The sequence below is a fragment of the Mycobacterium sp. NGS22 genome (genome assembly GCF_059813095.1).
Genome location: NZ_JCALDY010000040.1, coordinates 12,816 through 33,298 on the forward strand (window position 1 = coordinate 12,816; position 20,483 = coordinate 33,298).

General features: G+C 66.2%; 26 protein-coding genes, 4 tRNA genes and 3 pseudogenes. 16 read left to right on the forward strand and 17 right to left on the reverse strand.

The window, feature by feature from the left end:
- Position 1 precedes the first annotated feature (1 nt).
- Entirely contained in the window at positions 2–343 is a 342-nt protein-coding gene (gene fdxA / locus AC5Y47_RS23770) for a ferredoxin (RefSeq protein WP_499946699.1), read from the reverse strand.
- Between the two features lie 52 nt (positions 344–395).
- On the opposite strand from fdxA, the gene AC5Y47_RS23775 reads away from it, so the two are divergent.
- Both AC5Y47_RS23775 and AC5Y47_RS23780 read left to right on the forward strand, forming a co-directional pair.
- Positions 396–998 (forward strand): DUF2249 domain-containing protein, encoded by a 603-nt coding sequence (locus AC5Y47_RS23775; protein ID WP_499946700.1) that lies wholly within the window; start codon positions 396–398, stop codon positions 996–998.
- Positions 998–1,804, forward strand: coding sequence for a class I SAM-dependent methyltransferase (locus tag AC5Y47_RS23780; RefSeq protein WP_499946701.1), 807 nt, complete (start codon positions 998–1,000; stop codon positions 1,802–1,804). The genes AC5Y47_RS23775 and AC5Y47_RS23780 overlap by 1 nt, the downstream gene beginning before the upstream one ends.
- Here AC5Y47_RS23780 and AC5Y47_RS23785 read toward each other — a convergent pair.
- The 3 genes from AC5Y47_RS23785 to pcaH are packed head-to-tail and all read right to left on the reverse strand — an operon-like array spanning position 1,801 to position 4,329.
- Entirely contained in the window at positions 1,801–3,018 is a 1,218-nt protein-coding gene (locus tag AC5Y47_RS23785) for a lyase family protein (RefSeq protein WP_499946702.1), read from the reverse strand. The genes AC5Y47_RS23780 and AC5Y47_RS23785 overlap by 4 nt on opposite strands.
- Positions 3,015–3,584 carry a protocatechuate 3,4-dioxygenase subunit alpha gene (gene pcaG, locus AC5Y47_RS23790; protein WP_499946703.1) on the reverse strand — a complete coding sequence of 190 codons (570 nt, stop codon included), beginning with the start codon at positions 3,582–3,584 and terminating at the stop codon, positions 3,015–3,017. The genes AC5Y47_RS23785 and pcaG overlap by 4 nt, the downstream gene beginning before the upstream one ends.
- Complete coding sequence (gene pcaH / locus AC5Y47_RS23795) at positions 3,577–4,329, reverse strand: protocatechuate 3,4-dioxygenase subunit beta (RefSeq protein ID WP_499946704.1); 753 nt, start codon at positions 4,327–4,329, stop codon at positions 3,577–3,579. Before pcaH ends, pcaG begins: the two co-directional genes overlap by 8 nt.
- Positions 4,330–4,540: 211 nt before the next feature.
- Here pcaH and AC5Y47_RS23800 point away from each other — a divergent pair, with 211 nt between their 5' ends.
- From AC5Y47_RS23800 to phtC, 5 genes are read left to right on the forward strand one after another with little or no spacing between them, the layout of a single operon-like run.
- A complete protein-coding gene (locus tag AC5Y47_RS23800; RefSeq protein WP_499946726.1) occupies positions 4,541–5,818 on the forward strand; it encodes a Rieske 2Fe-2S domain-containing protein in 1,278 nt (425 codons plus the stop codon).
- Positions 5,815–6,336, forward strand: a complete 522-nt coding sequence (locus AC5Y47_RS23805) for a 3-phenylpropionate/cinnamic acid dioxygenase subunit beta (protein WP_499946705.1) — start codon at positions 5,815–5,817, stop codon at positions 6,334–6,336. Before AC5Y47_RS23800 ends, AC5Y47_RS23805 begins: the two co-directional genes overlap by 4 nt.
- On the forward strand, positions 6,333–6,584 hold the full coding sequence (locus AC5Y47_RS23810; RefSeq protein WP_499946706.1) for a dihydrodiol dehydrogenase: 252 nt from the start codon (positions 6,333–6,335) through the stop codon (positions 6,582–6,584). The genes AC5Y47_RS23805 and AC5Y47_RS23810 overlap by 4 nt, the downstream gene beginning before the upstream one ends.
- Positions 6,568–7,374, forward strand: a complete 807-nt coding sequence (gene hcaB / locus AC5Y47_RS23815) for a 3-(cis-5,6-dihydroxycyclohexa-1,3-dien-1-yl)propanoate dehydrogenase (RefSeq protein ID WP_499946707.1) — start codon at positions 6,568–6,570, stop codon at positions 7,372–7,374. Before AC5Y47_RS23810 ends, hcaB begins: the two co-directional genes overlap by 17 nt.
- Positions 7,367–8,089: a 3,4-dihydroxyphthalate decarboxylase gene (phtC, locus tag AC5Y47_RS23820; RefSeq protein ID WP_499946708.1), complete on the forward strand. Its 723-nt coding sequence runs from the start codon at positions 7,367–7,369 to the stop codon at positions 8,087–8,089. Before hcaB ends, phtC begins: the two co-directional genes overlap by 8 nt.
- Here phtC and AC5Y47_RS23825 read toward each other — a convergent pair.
- A complete protein-coding gene (locus tag AC5Y47_RS23825) occupies positions 8,077–8,862 on the reverse strand; it encodes an IclR family transcriptional regulator (protein WP_499946709.1) in 786 nt (261 codons plus the stop codon). The genes phtC and AC5Y47_RS23825 overlap by 13 nt on opposite strands.
- A 202-nt stretch (positions 8,863–9,064) precedes the next feature.
- Here AC5Y47_RS23825 and AC5Y47_RS23830 point away from each other — a divergent pair.
- From AC5Y47_RS23830 to AC5Y47_RS23840, 3 genes and pseudogenes are all read left to right on the forward strand, one after another.
- Positions 9,065–9,833 (forward strand): annotated as a pseudogene (locus AC5Y47_RS23830) (PPE family protein); the annotation flags it as partial.
- Positions 9,834–9,904: 71 nt separating this feature from the next.
- A pseudogene (locus AC5Y47_RS23835) lies at positions 9,905–10,930 on the forward strand (PPE family protein); the annotation flags it as partial.
- Positions 10,931–11,010: 80 nt separating this feature from the next.
- Positions 11,011–11,670, forward strand: a complete 660-nt coding sequence (locus AC5Y47_RS23840) for a DedA family protein (RefSeq protein ID WP_499946710.1) — start codon at positions 11,011–11,013, stop codon at positions 11,668–11,670.
- A 1-nt stretch (position 11,671) separates the two neighbouring features.
- Here the strand turns inward: AC5Y47_RS23840 and AC5Y47_RS23845 are convergent, their stop codons facing one another.
- Positions 11,672–12,289 carry a TetR/AcrR family transcriptional regulator gene (locus AC5Y47_RS23845; protein ID WP_499946711.1) on the reverse strand — a complete coding sequence of 206 codons (618 nt, stop codon included), beginning with the start codon at positions 12,287–12,289 and terminating at the stop codon, positions 11,672–11,674.
- Positions 12,290–12,447: 158 nt separating this feature from the next.
- Between AC5Y47_RS23845 and AC5Y47_RS23850 the strand changes: the two genes are divergently transcribed.
- On the forward strand, positions 12,448–12,867 hold the full coding sequence (locus AC5Y47_RS23850; protein ID WP_499946712.1) for an anti-sigma factor antagonist: 420 nt from the start codon (positions 12,448–12,450) through the stop codon (positions 12,865–12,867).
- Positions 12,868–12,871: 4 nt separating this feature from the next.
- Here the strand turns inward: AC5Y47_RS23850 and AC5Y47_RS23855 are convergent, their stop codons facing one another.
- Complete coding sequence (locus AC5Y47_RS23855) at positions 12,872–13,516, reverse strand: TetR/AcrR family transcriptional regulator (protein ID WP_499946713.1); 645 nt, start codon at positions 13,514–13,516, stop codon at positions 12,872–12,874.
- A 151-nt stretch (positions 13,517–13,667) separates the two neighbouring features.
- Here AC5Y47_RS23855 and AC5Y47_RS23860 point away from each other — a divergent pair, with 151 nt between their 5' ends.
- The gene (locus tag AC5Y47_RS23860; RefSeq protein ID WP_499946714.1) at positions 13,668–14,774 is read left to right on the forward strand and encodes a glutamate--cysteine ligase 2; all 1,107 of its coding nucleotides are present in this window, start codon (positions 13,668–13,670) and stop codon (positions 14,772–14,774) included.
- Between the two features lie 7 nt (positions 14,775–14,781).
- Here the strand turns inward: AC5Y47_RS23860 and AC5Y47_RS23865 are convergent.
- From AC5Y47_RS23865 to AC5Y47_RS23885, 5 genes and pseudogenes are all read right to left on the reverse strand, one after another.
- Positions 14,782–15,550, reverse strand: a pseudogene (locus tag AC5Y47_RS23865) (sulfite exporter TauE/SafE family protein).
- Positions 15,551–15,658: 108 nt separating this feature from the next.
- Positions 15,659–16,525, reverse strand: a complete 867-nt coding sequence (locus AC5Y47_RS23870; RefSeq protein ID WP_499946715.1) for a hypothetical protein — start codon at positions 16,523–16,525, stop codon at positions 15,659–15,661.
- A 121-nt stretch (positions 16,526–16,646) separates the two neighbouring features.
- Positions 16,647–16,937, reverse strand: coding sequence for a hypothetical protein (locus AC5Y47_RS23875; protein ID WP_499946716.1), 291 nt, complete (start codon positions 16,935–16,937; stop codon positions 16,647–16,649).
- A 3-nt stretch (positions 16,938–16,940) separates the two neighbouring features.
- Complete coding sequence (locus AC5Y47_RS23880) at positions 16,941–17,234, reverse strand: putative quinol monooxygenase (RefSeq protein WP_499946717.1); 294 nt, start codon at positions 17,232–17,234, stop codon at positions 16,941–16,943.
- A gap of 339 nt (positions 17,235–17,573) precedes the next feature.
- Positions 17,574–17,648 (reverse strand) — tRNA-Val (locus AC5Y47_RS23885).
- A 179-nt stretch (positions 17,649–17,827) separates the two neighbouring features.
- Between AC5Y47_RS23885 and AC5Y47_RS23890 the strand changes: the two genes are divergently transcribed.
- The 3 genes from AC5Y47_RS23890 (at position 17,828) to AC5Y47_RS23900 (ending at position 18,093) form a co-directional block, all read left to right on the forward strand.
- Positions 17,828–17,900 (forward strand) — tRNA-Gly (locus tag AC5Y47_RS23890).
- 28 nt (positions 17,901–17,928) lie between these two features.
- Positions 17,929–18,002, forward strand: a tRNA-Cys gene (locus AC5Y47_RS23895).
- A gap of 16 nt (positions 18,003–18,018) precedes the next feature.
- Positions 18,019–18,093 (forward strand) — tRNA-Val (locus AC5Y47_RS23900).
- 47 nt (positions 18,094–18,140) lie between these two features.
- On the opposite strand, the gene AC5Y47_RS23905 is transcribed toward AC5Y47_RS23900, so the two are convergent.
- The 5 genes from AC5Y47_RS23905 to AC5Y47_RS23925 all read right to left on the reverse strand — a co-directional run bounded on the left by AC5Y47_RS23905 (position 18,141) and on the right by AC5Y47_RS23925 (position 20,224).
- Positions 18,141–18,356, reverse strand: a complete 216-nt coding sequence (locus AC5Y47_RS23905; RefSeq protein WP_499946718.1) for a ribosome modulation factor — start codon at positions 18,354–18,356, stop codon at positions 18,141–18,143.
- Between the two features lie 94 nt (positions 18,357–18,450).
- Positions 18,451–18,759 carry a DUF732 domain-containing protein gene (locus tag AC5Y47_RS23910; RefSeq protein WP_499946719.1) on the reverse strand — a complete coding sequence of 103 codons (309 nt, stop codon included), beginning with the start codon at positions 18,757–18,759 and terminating at the stop codon, positions 18,451–18,453.
- Positions 18,760–19,050: 291 nt separating this feature from the next.
- A complete protein-coding gene (locus AC5Y47_RS23915) occupies positions 19,051–19,329 on the reverse strand; it encodes an alpha/beta fold hydrolase (RefSeq protein ID WP_499946727.1) in 279 nt (92 codons plus the stop codon).
- The gene (locus tag AC5Y47_RS23920; protein ID WP_499946720.1) at positions 19,221–20,006 is read right to left on the reverse strand and encodes an alpha/beta fold hydrolase; all 786 of its coding nucleotides are present in this window, start codon (positions 20,004–20,006) and stop codon (positions 19,221–19,223) included. Before AC5Y47_RS23920 ends, AC5Y47_RS23915 begins: the two co-directional genes overlap by 109 nt.
- 83 nt (positions 20,007–20,089) lie before the next feature.
- The gene (locus AC5Y47_RS23925; RefSeq protein ID WP_499946721.1) at positions 20,090–20,224 is read right to left on the reverse strand and encodes a hypothetical protein; all 135 of its coding nucleotides are present in this window, start codon (positions 20,222–20,224) and stop codon (positions 20,090–20,092) included.
- Positions 20,225–20,284: 60 nt separating this feature from the next.
- Between AC5Y47_RS23925 and AC5Y47_RS23930 the strand changes: the two genes are divergently transcribed.
- On the forward strand, positions 20,285–20,483 hold a 199-nt coding region (locus tag AC5Y47_RS23930), incomplete at its 3' end, for a hypothetical protein (protein ID WP_499946722.1).

Here is a 20,483-nt window from a genome sequence, read left to right on the forward strand (position 1 = left end):
CTTAGGCAGTCTTGGGTTGGCTGGCCACCAGCGGCGCGTCGGCAGCGATCGGGCCCACCTTGGCGGCACCACCCGGTGAACCCAGCGGCGCGTCGCGCCCAGGCAGAGTTTGACTGAAGAACGCATCATTGTCGGCCAGATACGGCTGCAGATCCTCGGGCAGGTCGTCTTCGTAGTAGATCGCCTCGACCGGGCACACCGGCTCGCACGCGCCACAGTCCACGCACTCGTCGGGATGGATGTAGAGCGCCCGGCCTCCCTCGTAGATGCAATCGACCGGACACTCTTCCACACAGGCCCGGTCCATCACGTCGATGCATGGCTTTCCGATCACGTATGTCATGCGCTAGATTTTACACAAGACGACTTGTATAAACTAGAGGTTGGGAATAACTATGGCCGACAACGAACTTGACGTCCGAGCGCTACGCAAGCCGGACAAGCATCCCACCATTTTCGCCACCTACAACGCGCTTTCGCCCGGTCAGTCGTTCGTGTTGGTCAACAACCACGATCCCAAACACCTACGATCCGAGTTCGACGCCGAATACCCCGGCAGTTACGGCTGGGAGTACCTGGACAAAGGGCCGCAGGTCTGGCGCATCAGGATCAGCAAGCGCACCACCACTCCCCTGCCCCGGGTGCTGGCCGACACGTCCGACTTGGCCGCGCAGACAGCCCCCGACGTGACCGGGGCGGTGTGGAAACTCGAGATGCGCGAGCGTGATCTGGACGCCAACATCATCGCGCTCGCACCGGAAGGCAGAATCGACGCACATACTGGACCCGATCTGGACGTCCTGATCCATGTGCTGTCCGGCGAAGGCCGGTTGACCACCGAGGAGGGCATCATCGACCTCTACCCGGGCGCCATACTCTGGCTGCCACGACGCTCCCGGCGGCAGTTCGCCGCCGGCCCGGCCGGGCTGCGCTATCTCACCGTGCACAAGCGGCGCCCGGCGCTGGTTCTGGAGCCTCCAGCGCGGCAGGCGATCTGATGGCGGACAAGAAAGAGCCGCTGCCGTCGTCGAAGCGCGACGACGAACACGTGCAGGGACACTGGCTGCTGGCGCGGCTCGGCAAGCGGGTGTTGCGGCCCGGGGGCGTCGAACTCACCCGCACGCTGCTGGCCCGCGCCGATGTCACCGACGCCGACGTCGTCGAGCTGGCACCGGGGCTGGGCCGCACCGCTGCGGAGATCATCGCCCGCAACCCCCGGTCCTATGTCGGCGCGGAAGGTGACGCCGACGCGGCCAACCACGTGCGCACCGTGCTGGGCGGCAGAGGCGAGGTTCGCGTCACCGACGCCGCCGAAACCGGGTTGCCCGACGCCAGCGCCGACGTCGTCATCGGCGAGGCGATGCTGACCATGCAGGGCGATTCGGCCAAGCACGCCATCGTGGCCGAGGCGGCGCGGGTGCTGCGACCGGGCGGCCGCTACGCGATCCACGAACTGGCACTGACTCCCGACGACGTCCCAGCCGAGATCAGCACCGAGGTGCGCCAGTCGCTGGCACGCGCGATCAAGGTCAACGCGCGCCCGCTGACCATTGCCGAGTGGACTGAGCTGCTCGCCGGGCACGGGCTGGTGGTCGAAAACGTCGCCACCGCACCGATGGCACTGCTGCAGCCCCGCCGGATAATTTCTGACGAAGGGCCGTTGGGCGCCTTGCGGTTCGCCAAGAACGTGCTGACCCAACCCGACGCGCGCAAGCGAGTCCTGATGATGCGCAGCACTTTTCGCCAGCACCGCGAGCGCCTGGCCGCGGTCGCGATCGTCGCGTGCAAGCCCGGGCGGGCTTAACCGGTCAGCGTCCGCCGGGCGCGCTCGACGCTCTGCTCGATCAGCCGGTCGACGGCGCCCAGGTAGCTCGCCGACGGCGCGTTCCCGGTGAGTTCGGCGATGGCCCGTTGTTCGCCGAGAACGTCTGCGCCGCAGAGGTTTTCGGCCATGGCAACGGTGTGCACCCGAAGACCGTCCAGCAACTCCGCACACTGGGATCCGGCGACGGCGGTCCGGCGCGCCAGGGTCCGCAGCGTGTCCCATTCGGCATGCCACGAGCCGTCCGGGCGTTCGTCGTTCGCCAGAGCCGCGGCGGTGTGCAGGGTGGCGGCCAACGGGGGCGCGGTGAGCGCGGCACGCCGAATCAGGATGGATAGCACGGGATTGCGTTTGTGCGGCATCGACGACGAGCCGCCCCGCCGGTCGCCGGCCGGTTCGCTGAGTTCGGCGATCTCGGGACGGGCGAGGGTGACGACGTCGGCGGCGATGCGGCCCCAGCAGTCGGTGCACGCGACCAGTGCGTCGCCGACGGCGGCGACCGGCGTCCGGGTGGTGTGCCAGGGCGGGCGGTAGGTCAGTCCCAAAGCGGCTGCGGCACTGCGGGCTACCTGTTCGGCCAGCTGCGCAGGATCGGTTGTGACGGTGCGCAGCGTGGCCAGTTCGACCGTGGCCGACCATGTCCCGACGGCCCCTCCGAACTGGGCCGGGATGGCCAGCGTGCCGACTCGGGCGTAGGCGTCGACGACGCCGTCCAGCCAGCCCGCGACCTTGGCGCCGAACGTGGTCGGCGCGGCGTGCTGGGTCAGGGTGCGCGCGAGCATCGGGGTGGCGCGATGGGTTTCGGCCAGCGCCGACAGTGCCCAGATCTGTTGGGCCAGTAGCTCGGTCACTTTCCCGATGACGTCGCGGGTGGCCAACATCAGCGCGGTGTCGACGACGTCCTGGCTGGTGAGGCCGCGGTGGATCCACGGAGCCACCACCGGGACCGCCCGCTGGCGCAGCAGCGCCACCAGGCCGATCACCGGGTTGCCGCCGTCCTCGGCCGTCACCGCAAGTTGTTCGCAGTCGTGCTCGAGGACCAGATGCGCAAGGTCGGCACCCGCGACCGGAGCCAGACCGGCAGCGGCCAGCGCGTTCAACCATGCCGATTCGACCGCGACCATCGACCGCAGCAAAGTGTGGTCGGTCATGTACTCCCCGGCCCGCTCGTCCCCGGGCCACAACAGGTTGGTCATCGCCGGCCTTCCTCGTACGCCAGGAACACCGTCTCGCCAGGACCTTGGAGACGGATGTCGAAACGGAATCGTCTTCTCGCCCCGTCGGTTTCGTCGATACACAACAGGGTGGTCCGGCGCACCGCGGCCACGGCGGACAGTGCCGGCTCGCTGCCCAGATCGGTGCCGGGCAGGTAGGCGCGAGTGAACAACCGGTGCAACAGCCCCCGCGCGAACACGGCGACCGTGAAGAACGCCGGTCGCTGCGGATCCGTCGAACCCGGAGCGACCGTGGTGAAGGAGTAATGCCCGTCGGCGTCGGTCGCTGCCCTGCCCCACCCGGTGAACGTCCAACCGTCGCGCCGCAATGAACCGGAAGCCCGCGGAATCCGGCCGGCGCTGTCGGGCTGCCAGATCTCGACCAAGCCATCGGGCACCACCACGCCCTCCCCGTCGTAGACGGTGCCGTGCAACTCGAGCGCACCGGGAAACTCCGCGCCCACCAACTGGCTGTCCCGCGAGAACGACGTCCCGATGCTGAAGAACGGACCGACGGTCTGCCCTGGGGTGCAAGCCATTTCACTCATCGTGGGCGCCGTCGCTCAGCACGATGTCCCAGCGGTAGCCGGTGGCGTATTCGGGTTCGGTGAGGTCGTGGTCGTAGTGCGCGACGAGCTGTTGTCGCGCAACGGGATCGACGATCGACTGGTAGATGGGATCCAGCGCGAACAGCGGGTCACCAGGAAAGTACATCTGGGTGACCAAGCGTTGCGTGAAAGCGGTGCCGAAGACCGAGAAATGGATGTGTGCGGGCCGCCACGCATTGTGGTGGTTGCGCCACGGGTAGGGGCCGGGCTTGACGGTCTTGAACCGGTACGAGCCATCGGGCCCGGTGAGGCAGCGCCCGGCGCCGGTGAAGTTGGGGTCGAGCGGCGCGGGGTGCAGGTCGCGCTGATGGCGGTAGCGTCCGGCAGCGTTGGCTTGCCAGATCTCCACCAGCTGACCGGCCACCGGGCGGCCCTGCCGGTCCAGCACCCGTCCGGTCACTATGACCCGTTCCCCGATCGGCTCACCGGGGTGACCGGCCGTCAGATCGGCGTCGAGCGGGTGGACATCCTGATGGCCGAAGCACGGTGCCCAGCGTTCGATCTCCTCGGGGTCGACCGTCAGCACCGGATTCTTCGGATGCCGCAAGATGCTGCTGCGGTACGGCGGGTAGTCCAGGCGCGGCTGTGTTTCCGGTCCACCCACGCGCGCGTAACCGGTCGCGATCGCGGCGATCTCCGCCGAGACGTCGCGCTGCGACGAGACGCGCTCCGGTGCGGCGTTCACCAGCGTGAGGCTACGCCGCCCATTCTCGTTGACTCTGCGCACAGGGCGACAAAGTGCGAGTAGACCCCGCCCTCAGCGCAGAGTCAACGAGCAGGATGCGGGTCTCTCTCTTTCTAGCGGAGTTATTCTCTGTAGAGCAGACGCCAGTACTGGGGAGATTCCGGTGACCACTCTTGTAGACGACAGCCTCTTCGAGGATGTGCGCCGCGGCATGATCCCCGCCCACATCTACAACGACAAAGACCTGTTCGTGCTGGAGAAGCAGCGGCTGTTCAGTCGGGCATGGATGTTCGTGGCCCACGAGTCGGAGATACCGCAGGACGGCGACTACGTGGTGCGCCGGGTACTCGACGATTCGTTCATCATCACCCGCGACTCCGACGGGCGGGTGCGCGCTCTGTTCAATATGTGTCTGCACCGCGGCATGCAGGTGTGCCGCGCGGAGATGGGCAACGCATCCAATTTTCGTTGCCCCTACCACGGCTGGACCTACCGCAACGACGGACGGCTCACCGGTTTACCGTTCCACCGGGAGGCCTACGGCGGTGACGACGGGTTTCCGAAGAACCAAACGCTGCTGCCCGCACCGAGTTTGGCGATCTACAACGGATTGATCTTCGTCAGCCTGGACCCGCACGCGCAGCCGCTGACCGACTTCCTCGGCGATTTCGCTTTCTATCTGGATTTCTACACCCGGCAAAGCGCGCACGGGCTGGAGGTTCGGGGTCCGCAACGGTGGCGGATCAAGGCGAACTGGAAGATCGGCGCGGAGAATTTCTCCGGCGACATGTACCACACCCCGCATACGCACGCCTCGATCGTCGACATCGGACTGTTCCGCGAACCGAAGGCGCAGAAACGCAAGGACGGCGCCACGTACTGGGCGCACCGGGGCGGCGGCACCACCTACAAACTGCCACCGGGTGATTTCGGCGAACGCATGCGCTACGTGGGCTATCCCGACGAGATGATCGGCCGGATCAAGCAGGTCTGGTCGCCCCGGCAGCAGCAGGTGATCGCCGAGGACGGCTTCATGTTCTCGGCGGCGACCTGCTTTCCCAACCTGAGCTTCGTGCACAACTGGCCGAAACTTCCCGGCAGCGAACAGGTGCTGCCGTTCATCTCGATCCGGCAGTGGCAGCCGATCAGCGAGAACGAAACCGAGGTCTGCTCGTGGTTCGCGGTGGACGCGGCGGCAACAGAGCAGTTCAAGAAGGATTCCTACAAGGCCTACCTGATGTGCTTCGGGTCCACCGGCATGTTCGAGCAGGACGACGTGGAGAACTGGGTGTCGCTGACCACCACCGCGGGTGGTTCGATGGCGCGGCGGCTGCAGCTGAACAGCCGGATGGGACTGCTCGCCGACGACCGTCCGGTGATCTACGCGTTGCCGTCGGACTCGTTCCACGGCCCCGGCCGCGCCCAGGTCGGTTACAACGAATACAACCAGCGCGAGTTGCTCAAACTCTGGGCGGAGCACCTACGATGAGAAAACCTCTGCCATTCAACGATATTCGCCACCTACAGGCTCATCAGTTCCTGGTGGACGAGGCCTACCTGCTGGACGCGCAGCACTACGAGGCGTGGCTGGACACCATGACCGACGACATCCGGTACGTGATGCCGGTGCGCGTGACGACCGCCCGCGGCGCCGGGTTCGACACCTCCCCCGGCATGGATCACTTCGACGAGGACATGTACTCGTTGCGCCAGCGTGTCGCGCGGATGGGCACCGAACACGTCTGGGCCGAGGACCCGCCGTCACGGCTGCGGCACTTCATCACCAACGTGCGCACATTCGATGACGATGCAGGCCAGCTACTTGTGGAGTCCGCGGAACTGCTGTTCCGTAGCCGCGGCGACGTCAACGAGAGCGCACTGCTGTCCTGCGGCCGGGAGGACCTGCTGCGTTGGGACGACGACAACGAGGCCTGGAAGTTGGCCCGCCGCACGATCATTGCCGATGAGTCGGTGCTGCGTATGCAGAATCTGGCGGTGTTCCTGTGAAGCCCGTCGGCGAGCCCATCACGGTGGCAAATGAATTCACCGAAGTGGTGGTCCAGCGCGTGGAAACCCGCAACGGATCACGACTGCTGATCACCGCGCCCCGAACCGGCCAGTGGATCACCCTGGACGCACTCGAAGTCGAGGCGCTGACCTGGCAGAACCCCCGTACGCTGGCGGCCATGGTCGGCAACTCGAACGCGCCACTGCTGCCCGAGGAGCCGGAGAGCGACGATGACCGGTTGGCTTGACGGCAAGCGCGCGCTGGTGGTGGGCGCCGGGTCCGGGATCGGCCGGGCGGTGGTCGACGCTTTTCTCGCCGAGGGCGCACAAGTGGCTGTGCTGGAACGGGATCCGGACAAGTGCGGGCGGCTGCGCGACGAGCTTCCCGGAACCGAGGTGATCCACGGCGACGCCACCGTTCGCGAAGCCAACGACCGCGCGGTGGCCGCCGCGGTGCACCGCTACGGTGGTCTCGACACCCTGGTCAACTGTGTCGGCGTATTCGACTTCTACCAGGGGATCGACGACATCGGCGCCGACGAGTTGTCCGCCGCGTTCGACGAGATGTTCCGCACCAACGTGCTCAGTCACCTGCAATCGGTCAAAGCCGCACTTCCGTGCCTGCGGGCACAGCACGGCGCGTCGATCGTCTTGACCGAGTCCACCTCGGCCTACTATCCCGGCCGCGGCGGTGTGCTCTATGTCCCTTCGAAATTCGCGGTGCGCGGGTTGGTGACGGCACTGGCTCACGAGTTGGCCCCGCAGATCCGGGTCAACGGGGTGGCGCCGGGCGGGACGCTGAACACCGACCTGCGCGGGCTGGCCAGTCTCGGTCTCGCCGATGTCCGCCTCGACGACTCCCCCGGCCGGGCAACCGATCTGGCCGCGCGCACGCCGTTGCGGGTCGCCCTTTCCGGAGCAGACCATGCCTGGAGCTATGTGTTCCTGGCCTCCGACCGGTCTCGCGGGATCAGCGGCCAGACCATCCACCCCGACGGCGGGTTCGGAATCGGAGACCGTCGGGGCCGAGATGCTTGACCAGCAGCGTGCCCTGGTGGCCCAGGCCTGCCGGGTGGCCGCGGCCCGCGGATTGGTCGACGGCATCCTCGGCCACCTGAGCCTGCGGATTGACGACGACCACCTGCTCGTCCGCTGCCGCAGCGACGACGACGCCGGGGTGGCGTTCACCCGCCCCGACGACGTCCGGCTCGTCAACTTCGACGGAAACGCGGGTGCCCCAGGCGAACTCGACGGCTATCGGGTGCCCAACGAGTTGCCCATCCACCTCGAAACCATGCTCGCCGACACACGGTACCGGGCCGTAGCGCACCTGCACCCTCCCGCCGTCGTCGCCGCGAATCTCGCCGGCATCGAACTGCGACCCATCTACGGCGCCTACGACATTGCCGGCGCCTGGCTGGCCCGCGGCGGCGTGCCGGTCTACGAACGGGCCGTGCTGATCCGAAACTCGTTGCTGGGCAAGGAAATGGTGGCCGCGATGGGCAACGCGCCGGTGGTCGTTTGCCGCGGCCACGGCATCACCAGCGCCGCGGACAGTGTGCAACGGGCGGTTTTGCAGGCGATCAGTCTCGACGAGCTGGCACGCATGTCCCTGCGGATCCGCTCGGCCGGCGGCAGGTTGCGCGACATCCAGGACGCCGACTGGGCCGACCTACCGGACCTCGGGTCCGGCTTTCAGGTGGACGCCGCCTGGCGGCACGAGGTGGCCCGGCTCACCGGTCAACCCAGCTGATCGCCGATTTCCTTGCCCGCGTTGACAAGCGCGGCGGCCACGGTCGAGTACCTCGACGTCGGCAGGCGGTTCAGCGGCGCCGCGGCGTTCAACGCAAGCAACAGGCCGGGCACGCGGGTGTGGATCGGCACCGCGACCGACGCGACGCCCTCCTCACTCTCTTCGCGGTTGGTTGCGTAGCCGCGCTCCCGGATACGGGACAACTCGGACTCCAGCTTGGCGCGGCTGACGATCGAGCGCGCCGTGACAGCGTCCAGTTTTTCCCGCGGAATCAATTGTCGCAGTTCGCTTTCCGGAAGTTGCGCCAGCAACGCCTTGCCCGTCGACGTGCAGTGCGCGGGCATGGAGCGCCCCAATCGCGATGCCACCCGGACCGCTTTCGGACCTTCGACCGCGGCGACGAAACGGACATCGGCACCGTCCAGCGTCCCGATGTGGATGGTCTCGCCCAACTGCTCGCTGAGCACACGCATGACGGGCACGGCGGTGCGCTGAATGTCGATGCGCCCGAAGATGGCGAAGGCCACACTCGTCAAGGCCGCTCCGGGCAGATATGCCTTGGACTCTGGATCCTGTCGGACGAAGCCGCGGTAGGTCAGCATCGCCAACAGCCGGTGCGCGGTGGACGAGGCGACGCCGAGGTAGCGGGTCGCCTCGCTCAATCGGATCTGTGGTCGTTCACCGAACAGCAACAGCAGCCGCAGGGCGTTGTCGACCGACTCGATCGGATATTGCGGCGCAAGCGAATCGGAGGCCGGCCCCTGCCGTTTCATGACAGTGACGCTACTCGGCGTGCCCCCGGGAACACCCGGAACGAAGCTTCTAGCCGAAAACCGCATATGGCGCGCAAATGACAGCTACGGTTTCCGCAGCGTCGCGTTGCCCGGTGGTCGGGGAAATCATGGCTGGTAGGCAACGCGGCGCGCTCTTGTGCTGGTCCTCTGGCCGTGACCAGCCAGCTGAAAGGACCAACTCGTGAGCTATTTCGTCTTGCCTCCGGAAATCAATTCGCTGCGGATGTTCGTCGGGGCCGGTTCGGCGCCGATGCTGGAAGCCGCCGCAGCGTGGTCCGGCCTGGCCGACGAGCTGGGCACGGCCGCGGAGTCGTTCGCCTCGGTGACGTCGGGGCTGGTAGAGCAGGCATGGCAGGGACCGGCGGCGCGCGCAATGGGGGCCGCGGCGGCACCGTATACGGGGTGGCTGAGCGCGGCAGCGGCCCGCGCGGCCGGGGCGGCCAATCAGGCTGGGGCGGTGGCGAGCGCATTCGAGGCGGCTCGAGCAGCGACCGTGCTTCCCGAGGTCGTGGCCGCCAACCGCAACGCGTTCGTGCAGCTGGTGCTCTCGAACTTGTTCGGGCAGAACGCGCCGGCCATCGCGGCCGCCGAGAGCATCTACGAAGAATTCTGGGCCGCCGACGTGGCCGCGCTGGTCGGCTACCACAGCGGCGCGCAAGCCGCGGCGTCGCAACTGGCGTCCTGGCAGGACGCACTCAACGGTCTCACGACGCTGAACACCAGCATCGGCAATACGGGCGTGTGGAATCTGGGCATCGGCAACCTGGGCGACCGCAACCTGGGCAGCGGCAACTGGGGCAGCGCCAACTTCGGCAGCGGAAACGACGGCAACGCGAACTTCGGCAGCGGCAACCTGGGCAACGCCAATCTGGGCAGCGGGAACTGGGGTAACGCGAACTTCGGCAGCGGCAACGCCGGCTACACCAACTTCGGCAATGGCAACGTCGGCAATCTCAACTTCGGCAGCGGCAACGGGCACTGGGACCAGTACTCGGGTTTCTCCCACAACGGAAATATCGGTAGCGGAAACTGGGGTGACAACAACCGCGGCTTCGGAAACTTCGGGAACACCAACTTCGGCAGCGGCAACCGGGGCTCTTTCAATCTGGGCAGCGGCAATATAGGCGACAACAACGTCGGCTTCGGCAATATCGGCACGGCCAATTTCGGCTTCGGCAATCACGGCACCAACAACGTCGGCTTCGGCCTCAGCGGCGACAACCAGGTCGGAATTGGCGCACTGAACACCGGATTGGGCAATATCGGATTCGGCAACACCGGCAACAACAACATCGGCTTGTTCAATTCGGGCAACAACAACGTCGGCTTCTTCAATTCAGGCAACGGCAACTTCGGCTTCGGCAACGCGGGTAGCACCAACACCGGCTTCTGGAACGCCGGGTCGGTCAACACCGGTTTTGCGAACGGCGGTGACTACAACTTCGGAAGCGGCAACGCCGGCAGCCAGAATGTGGGGTTCGGTAACGCTCTCTTCGGCAACGTGGGCTTCGGAAATTCGACGTCGGGCAGCACCGGGGCCTTCAACAGCGGTTATTTCGGCGAGTACGACCCCGGGAACCACTTCGACACCGGACTCGGAAACAACACGGGTTTCTTCAACTCGGGTTACTTCAACACAGGCATGTTCAACTCGGGCAGCGTCAATACCGGTCTTTTCAACTCAGGCAACTTCATCACCGGTTCCGGGCACTCGGACACTCCGGTCGGAGTAGTCAATTCGGGATTCGGCACATCGGGAACGTACGTTTCCGGCTTCTTCAATTCCGGCAGCGCCACCTCCGGCTTCTACAACGCCTCCCAGCAGCCGTTCTACGGTTTGACGTCGGGCTTCTTCAATAACGCGACGGACCGGGGCCTCGCCGGTTTCAACAACACCGGCGTGGGTTCTGCCGGGTTCTTCAACTCCGGTGATCACGTCGCAGGGTTCTTCAACCCGGGCATTTACAGCTCGGGTGTGAACGTTTCCGGAGTCGGCAGCTCCGGCGGCTGGAACCAGGGCGACAACCAATCTGGCTTCTTCCACTGACCCGCCGCGAAGGTGCGGGTGGCCGCACACTCAGCGACGTTTCCGCGTGCAAACCCCGTCCGTCAGGCATCCTTTAACCCATGGATGTGGGTGCCCTGCTGCAGACAATCCCGCCGCTCGCGGTGTATCTGGTGGTCGGCGGTGTGGTCGGGCTGGAAAGTCTGGGCATTCCGCTGCCCGGGGAGATCGTGTTGGTCAGCGCCGCGTTGATGTCGTCGCATCACGAGCTGGCGGTCAACCCGGTCGGTGTCGGGGCGGCCGCGGTCATCGGCGCGGTCGTCGGCGACTCGATCGGCTATTCGATCGGTCGCCGGTTCGGGATGCCGTTGTTCGACCGCCTCGGCCGCCGCTTCCCGAAGCACTTCGGCCCCGGTCACGTGGCCCTGGCCGAGCGAACATTCAACCGGTGGGGTGTGCGTGCGGTCTTCTTCGGCCGGTTCATCGCGCTGTTGCGGATCTTCGCCGGGCCGTTGGCGGGCGCGTTGAAAATGCCGTACCGGCGCTTTCTGGCGGCCAACGTCGCCGGCGGCATCTGCTGGGCCGGTGGCACCACCGCGCTGGTCTACAAGGCAGGCGAAGCCGCCGAGAAATACATGTCCCGGTTCTCCTGGATAGCGCTGGTCGTTGCCGTCATCTGCGGTGTCACCGCCTCGATACTGCTGCGCCAACGCACCGCGAAGGCGATCGCCGAACTCGAGGCAGAGCACTACCGCAAGACCGACACGGCCGCCGCGTCCTGAGTCAGCCGACCGCCTCATCCGCCGCTGGACGGTGCTGCTCGATCAGAACGCGGGCCATCGCCTTGGCGCGGTGAGCGGCATCGGGGTCGCCGACCGCGGCGAGGATGATGGCGCCCTTCATCAGGATGTGCCACGACCAGGCGAAGTCCTCGACGTCGAGTAACCCCGCCGCCACGGCGCGTTCCCGCACGATCTGGCGGACGTTGTCGATGTGGGAGATGCTGGCCTGTCCGGCGGGATGCTCGGGACCCAGCTCGAGCAGCACGTTGATGAATGAGCAGCCCTCGTAACCGTCGCGGTTCTGGAACCACTCGTGCAGCACCTCGAAGATGGCCAGCAACTGTTCCTCGGGCGTGCTGCCCAGCTGCGCGGATTTCTGCTCGATCAAACCGTGGGTCCAGACCTCTTCGCGACGCGCCAATACCGCCAGAACCAGGTCGTTCTTGGTGGCGAAGTGACGGTAGAGGGTGGCTTTGGCAACCCCGGCCCGCTCGATGACCTCGTCGGTTCCGACGGCACGTATCCCGCGTCGGCTGAACAGTTGGTATGCGGCGCCCAAGATTCGCTCGCGGGCGGGCACGGTCGGCGCGGTAGGCCCCGTGACGTCGGGCGTTGTCATGGCCCGCCTTACCATACTCTTAGCCTGCGCCATGTAGACAGACCGCCCTGTCTCGTTATAGAAATGAGACTCACACAAGGCAATAATCTGTCTGTCTTCAGACCGCAGGACGGGCATCCATTCGCGGCGTTCCGACGCCAGTCGATTAGGAGTGCACGATGAGCCTGGTCATTTCAGAGGCGTTTTCCACCCACCTGACGCTCAGTACTCGGCTGGTCTACGAACTCGGCGAACCGCGCAGCACGCTACGCGCGATGACCGACCGCAGTGGCGATGCGGTGATCATCCACGCCGGAGGCGAAATCGACGCGTGCAACGAGCACACCTGGCGTCAGCTGGTGGCCGAGGCTGCCGCCACCGCTACGCCGCCGGGACCTTTCGTCGTCGACGTCGCCGAGGTCGACTTCATGGGGTGCTGCGCGTATGCCGTGCTGGCCGAGGCCGCCGAGCAGTGCCGCGAACGAGGGGTCGAACTGCGCCTGGTCAGTCCCGCCCCGGTCGTCGCGCGCCTGGTGCGCGCGTGCGGGTTCGATGCCCTGTTACCGATTTTCCCGACGGTGGATGACGCGCTGATCTGAGCTGTTATGCCGCGCCGTTGGCGGCCAACTCCCGACCGGCACTCGTCGGCGGCGGCCCCACTTCCAGCACCGATCGCACCGCAGCGCGCAGATAGTCACGCAAAGTGGGCATGCTGTAGTGCCGCCCGCGCAAGCCGATCCACTTCGGCAGGTCGATGATGCAGGTCGCGATCAACTCGACCGCGCCGGAATCGCTGCGCTGCCAAAGACTTTCGGCCAACTGCGACATGACCGCATCGAGTTCGGCCTGCAGGAGTTGCAACTGCTGGGCGATGTCGCCCGGCATGGGCTGGCTCACCACCTCTTCGCGACGCACCGTCATCAGGCAGGCTGACGATCCCGGGAACATCTCGGGGTACAACAACGACGTCTCGGCCGCCGCGTACACCGCGTCCAACGGCTCGCCGTCAAATTCGGCTCGGGCCTCGTCGACCAGACTGGTCAGCAGGTCGAGAAAGCGGCGCTCAGCGCGAGCCCACACCCGGCCGAGCACACCCCCGCGAGATTCGAACGTCCGGTAGATGGCGCCGTTGGAAACACCGGTGGCCTTGGTGAGGGCGCGGATCGTCACCGCTTCGATGCCATCCTGGGCGACCAGGTCCTCCGTCGCATCGAGGACGTCGTCGTGGCCGCGCAACCGGGGACTCACCACTGCTCAATCACTCCTTCGTGGGACTGCATTGCGGCCATTGTCCACAACGGGCCCGATTCCTACAGCGAAATCGCCGACACTCATAAAGTCTTCGGCACGTCGAAGCCCCGAGACTTGCCGCGCCGCGGCGCGGGGGTAGCTTGCGGGAATGAGCCCACAGCGCTCGAACGGCGACCTGCCCACCGTGGGTGTCGAGGAGGAGTTTCTCCTCCTGGACCCGGAGACCGGCGAACCCGCGCCGCGCAACAACGAAGTAGCCATCGAGGCGGGACGCCGGGGCGTCAAGCTGGACCGGGAGCTGAGCAGTTGCCAGGTCGAAGCCACCTCCAGCGTGGCCAGAAACAGCCAGGAGCTGCGCGAAGAACTTGCGGCGCTGCGGCGCACTGCGGTGGAGGCTGCCGACGCCGTCGGGGTCCGGCTGCTGGCGCTGGGCCTGCCCCCGGTGACGCCGCACGAGTTCCCCGTCACCGACTCCGCGCGGTACAAGCAGATCGGTGAGCAGTTCGGGATGGTCGCGCATGAGCAAGGCATCTGCGGGTGCCATGTGCACGTGCAGGTTCCCGATCGGGCGGCCGCGATCCACGCGAGCAACTGGCTGCGGCCGTGGCTGCCGACACTGCTTGCGCTGTCGGCGAATTCGGCGATCTACCGTAATTCCGACACCGGCTACGCGAGCTGGCGCAGCGTGCTGTGGCGGCGTTGGCCGGTTGCGGGTGCACCGCCGTTCTTCGCCTCCCCCGACGAGTACGACCGCACGGTGCGGATGCTGCTCGACACCGGGGTGCTGCTGGATCAGGGCATGGTCTATTGGGATGTGCGGCCGTCGGCGAATTTCCCGACGGTCGAGGTCCGTGTCGCCGACGTGCCGGCGACGGTCGCCGAGACGGTGTTGCAGGCCACGCTGGTGCGGGCGGCGGTGATGACCGCGGTCGACGAACAACCCGACGGTGCCGACCGGCTGCCGCCGGCCGCGTTGCGCGCGGCGTACTGGAAGGCCGCCCACGACGGATTGTCCGGGAACACACTGGATTTGGTGAACGGCCGGGGAGCGGTGCCCGCTCGCGAACAATTGTCCGCACTGGTGGAGCGGGTGCGTCCGGCGTTGGATGCGCTCGGTGAGTACCAGACCGTCGTCGACGAGATCGACCGGGTGACCACGCTGGGCAATGGGGCGATGCGGCAACTGCAGGCGTGGCGGCAGCGCGGTGAGGCGATGGACGTCATCGAGGCGGCGGCCGAGGCCACGCTGGAATGAGCCAGGTTTACAGGGCGAGTAGACGGCACAACCCGATCGAACCGACCACGACGATGGTGGCGCGCAACGCATTCGGCGACAGCCGACGTCCGTAGCGGGCCCCGATCAGACCCCCGACCAGCGATCCCGCAGCGATCAACCCGGCGACCGGCCAGCTGATCCGGTCCCAGGCCACCAGCGTATACCCAACGGCGGCAACGATATTCACCACCGAGGTGAGCAGGTTCTTGGCGGCGTTCATGCGCTGGACGGATTCCGGCAGTAACGCACCCATCACCCCGACCAACAGGATCCCCTGCGCGGCAGTGAAATAGCCGCCGTAGGCGCCGACGGCAAAGGTGCCGAACAGCAGCGTCGCCGTCTTGGCCCTGGAGAGATGTTCGGCTGACTGGCCCGCGTCCTCGGCCCGTCGCCGCGCCCACGATTGAATCCACGGACCCGTCACGACCAGGATCAAGGCCAGCACCAGCAGCACCGGCACGACCCGGGTGAACTCCTTTTCGGGCAGATGCAGCAGCAGGTAGGCGCCCAGTACCCCCCCCGGCCAGCGATGCCGGGATCTGCCAACGCAACCGATCCCATTGCCCGCGCAGTTCGGCGCGGTAGCCCCAGGTGCCCGACACTCCGCCGGCCACCAGCCCGACGGCATTGGACATGGTGGCCGTGACCGGCGGATAGCCGAGCGTCACCAGCATCGGGAACGTGATCAGCGTGCCGGATCCGACGAGGGCGTTGATTGCTCCGGCACCGAGTCCCGCCAGCGCGATGAAGACCATGTGGGACACCGCCACCCTGAGAACCCCACTGGCGTAGTAGCGACACCGGAAAACAGCGGGTGCCCGGGATTCACCCGAGCACCCGCTGCTTCGGTCTGACGGTCGGCGTTACGAACCCAGGTACGGAACGCCCGGCAGGTTGGGGATGTTGTGCCAGTTCGGCAACGGGCCGCCCTGCTGGAACAGCTGGACCGCCGCGTTCTGGCCGTTGGCGTTGGCAACCCATTCGCGGATCGTGAAGTACAGATCCGTACTGGCCCGAGTGGCCAGCTGGGCCGCGACGTCGTACTCGTTCATGTTGGTTCCCGGAACGGGTGTGCCGCCGCGCGGCGTGTGCGGGCCGTCCTTGTTCAGCAGCGTGTGGCACTCCTGGAAGCCGGGCGGCGGACCACCGGCGGGGCAGCCCTCGAGGGGGAACTGCTGCGCGAAATCGATGCTGTAGTAACCGGTGTGCAGGTCGGCGGGGAAGTCGGCCGGGTTGCAGACCGGGAAGATCGGCGGGGCGATCCGGTCCAGTTGGCCGATGGCGATGTTGTCGTCAACCCAGTTGGAATGGGCGTAGAAGTCCTGGAGGGTGTGCAGCAGGGCTCCGAACGCGGCCCGGGCGCCGGGTCCGTCGGCCTCCACGTCGCCGTTGACCACCGACCCGCTCAGGATGATCGGCGAGAAGGTGTCCCAAGCCACCCGGGCCCGGTTGCAGATGTCGACGGGATTGATCGAGTTGTCCAGATGGCGGAACTCGTCGGTGGCGAAGGCGTCACTGCCCAGCGCCCCACCGCCCGGCGGGGGGCCCACCAGGATCTGGTTGACAGCCAGCTGACTGACCTGGTCAGCGGGTAGAGCGTTGCGGGTGATCGTCTCGTGGTACTTGACGTAGAACGCGTGAGCCGTCGGCGTACCGAAGGATACGACGGCAGCGACTGCCGCCAGTATCGCGACGAGGACGCCCAGCGGGTGCCTGCGGGTTAGCGTCATGACAACTCCGTGCTAGTAGGGACTCGGTTTCGTGCGCATTCGTAGACGTTTCCTCATGAACCTTACGAAATCAATAAAGACTCGGCGATATCAGCATCAACGCATCTATTTAGCAAACGCTCTATAGATACGGCAGCGTCGCTGTTCCGTAGGTCTCGGAGGTGTGGGCCAACAGCTCGGCGAACTTGGCTCTCAAGGTCGCCGTGTCGTCGCCGACCGGCTTGTCGCAGAACCTGCACCGCGCAGCGAAGCGGGTCTGCTCGTCCTCGTCCGGCCAGAACCGGCGGGGGCCCACCGCGGCGCCGGGGTCGTACTGGACGGCCTGATGGGCGCTTTCGCGCAGGATCCTGCCGACCGGATGTGCCTGCGGGCATTCGAGTTTCAGCGTTCCGATACCCTCAGAAAAGCTCATCGCCTAGACGTCGCTGGTGAGATAGCGGGTCTTGACCGGCGGCGCGGCAAGCAGCGGCGGCAGCTGCGTGAGCTTGCCCTCCCCCGCCCGGAAGCTGCGGTAAGCCTCGTCGTGATCCACGGACTCCCAGACCTCGTAGATCAGCCAATGCGCTTCGTCTTCTTCGTCCACCCACACGTCGGTCTGCAAATTGCCCTCGAATGCGCGGGTGTCCTGCAGAGCCCGGCCCATCAGCTCTCGGCCCGCTGACACTTCATCGGGCTTGAAGCGCAGTTCGAGAATCACCGTGATCGGCATCGTCGCCTCCCCTGCTGCCGCGTGGCGCGGTCACCAGCGGCATCGTACTTCGCCGGGTGTGGCGCTGGCCCGGGTGCTTGATTCGGCCTACGTCGCAGAGCGGTTACTACCGCCAGCGCGCAAATAACCGATCGGGTTTCGGCCCAGGCGGCCCAGCTCGGCGCAGCATGCTCGGTAGACATTCCCGTGCCTGGTCAGTCCGGGAGTGTTCCAGCGGGACGTTTTCTCTCGCAGAAGAAGCAGGTGACGGTCCGGACGCACCAACCCTGCACAGCCATCGCCGTAACTTGCGCGGGTGACACCCCGACGGCGTGAACAATCGATACAGGCGTGTATCTGTGGTGGTCCCGGCTGGGATCGAACCAGCGACCTTCCGCGTGTGAAGCGGACGCTCTTCCACTGAGCCACGGGACCGGCGCCGAGAGGCGAACGACGTCGAAGATTAGCACGATCCCAACGCGACAGTGCGGGCCGCATACGCCGCGGGGCCGTCCGCGGTGGCCTGGACACGCTCCGTACCAAGGAATTTGTGTGCGCCCGCTCACTGGACTATCGTCGTGCTTCGCACCGGGCGACGATCTCGCTCGTTGCGCGCGGATGTAGCGCAGTTGGTAGCGCATCACCTTGCCAAGGTGAGGGTCGCGGGTTCGAATCCCGTCATCCGCTCGAAGGTGCAAATGGCATCAATCCCAGCGGTGGAGTGGCCGAGTGGTGAGGCAACGGCCTGCAAAGCCGTGCACACGGGTTCGATTCCCGTCTCCACCTCCAAGTTTTGATCCCCCCAGCGCGATTAGCTCAGCGGGAGAGCGCTTCCCTGACACGGAAGAGGTCACTGGTTCAATCCCAGTATCGCGCACCAGGTTTGACCTGCGGTTTATCCCCAAAGCGCGGCCGACACAGCGTTGATCACCTGAAGGACGCCCGTAAGCATCTGCTGCGGTAGAGCTGCATCGCCGGCCCCGTTTCGACCCTCACCCGCAGCATCCGCATGTACCCGCGCATCCACAGCTGCGCGAGCAACTGAGATTGGCCGGCATACGGGTTGCGGTCGCCGGGCTCAGCGAGTGAACCCTGATACAGGGCGAATATGTACTCCGCGCGCTTCGACACCCTGCCAAGCATGCAGGCGTGGGCACCTAGAACGTCGGACCCACGCCGTCGGGGTGGACCAGGACGGAATCACCCGGCGGCGGCCACGCGGCACACGCCGAACGCGTCAGTTCCCATTCCGCTCATCCGGGCACAGTTCCGACACCGCCGCAGAGAACAGCTCCACGTTCTGCGCGTCCGTCAGCACCACTCCCCCGATATGAGGATTGTTCGCTTCCAGAATCGCCGACTTGGGGACGCCGTTGCCGAGGTCCACACAGGTCGCCCGGCCCAGTTGGAGTGCTTTTTCGTCGGTCAGCGGCATCTCCGCGGCGTGCACCCGGTCCAGAAAGCTCACGTCGTCGGCGTGCGCTGTGGCCTGCGCGGGCAAACAGCACAGTGCCGCGACGATCATGGCAACCCTGAACACGGTCATGGCTTGATTGTGTGACGACCGGGTCACCGGTTCAAGCCATCCCGCATCTGTGATTCGCCGGAGCAACCGATCGCAGCAGCCCGGTCGCCGTACACATTCTCGACGGCGACCCGGCACCCGCCGAGACGTGCGGTGTATCCCCAATCTGCCTGCAGGGCCTATGATTTCGCGTCGATGCGCCTAGAGTGCGGCGCGGACCCGAGGTCTCAGGCCGGCACCCCGGCCTTGATCTTCGCGTCCTGCTTGCGCGCGAGTTCGAGGAGGAAGTCCTGTACGTCGCCGATCGTGAATTCAAATTTCGCTGCTGCCAAAGGATTCGATGACCTTCACAAGTTCGCCGGGGGCCTCCCAGTTCAGCGCGTGCCCGGCACCTGGCACGGTAACCAGCCGCGCTTGCGGAATGCCGTCAGCCAGTCGGCGTGAGTGATTCGGCGGCGTGGTGCGGTCGGCCGAGCCGACCATCACGACGGTGGGCACCGTAATCTCCCCCAGCCGCGGGTAGCGGTCCTCGCGGGAGAATCCTTCACGATCGCTACGTGCGGCCCGTGCTGGTCGACGTGCTCCTGGAATCCCTCGACGAACACCTTGGCCATCGCCGGCGAGGGACGGGTGCCGCACTGCGCGGCCCCGAACAGCACCCCGACCGTCTTGATTCTGATCAACCGCTGCATGACACCCCACTCCAGCAGCGGGATCTGCAGCTTGTTCTGCGGCGCCCCGTCCAGCACACGGCCCGCCCAGGTGGCGAACAACACCAGCCCGCGCAACCGCGGAGCCAGGCCGGCGTGCTCCAGTAAGGCGCGGATCGCAACGAACCCGCCCATCGAATGCCCGACGAGGACAGCGCTGCGAACGTCGAAATGCTCCAGCACCGCGGCAATGTCGGCCGCCATCACTTCCGATCCGATGCCGTCTGCACCCAGCGTGGACCATCCATGACCGCGCTGATCGAAGCCAATGACACGAAATCCCTTGGCCAGCAGTTCATCCCAGACGACGTTCCATTCGGACAGGTTGACGCTGTAACCGTGTACGAGGACCACGGTGGGCCCCTGTCCGGCGGACAAGGCGCGCAGCAGTGTCCCGTCCGGGCGCGATATCAGCACCTCTTCGCCCTGCGGTTCGGCCAGAAGTTGTTCGCGCGTAAGCGGATCCGGGTTTTGTCTGATCCATGCAACCAGCGCTTGTAAACCACCCCAACCGGCCAGGCCGGCCAGCGCCGTACCCGCAGCCCACCTTTTACTCACGCCACCTCCGAATCCGACCACCGCCTACGGTATCGACTTCGGAGTGCAGGTCCCGATCGGCACACCGGGCAGCGCGTAACGCCTTACTCCTCGGCGGAGGTCTGATCGCCTTTCGGCTTCGGGTCACCCGTGCCGGAACCACTTTCGGGTTCGTCGACCGATGCGGCCTGCGGCGGTTGCTTGTCGCCTTCCGGCGGCGGCTGTTCAGCAGTAGTCACAATTGTCAGCTACCCCGCCCCACGATGCGCGAAACGCCGTCGCCGTGCAGGATGGCGTCCGTGGTTACCCTGCTGATCGTGGTCGTGGCGGGGCTCGTCGGGCTCTGCTTCATCGCCGCCGTGCTCGTGCTGCTGGTCCGGCTGACGGACTCGTCGAAGTCGCAGTCCTACGTCCCGCAGGGGTGGCAACCGATGACGACGGCTGCCCCTGGCTGGTATCCCGACACCACGGACCCGAATGTGCTGCGCTACTTCGACG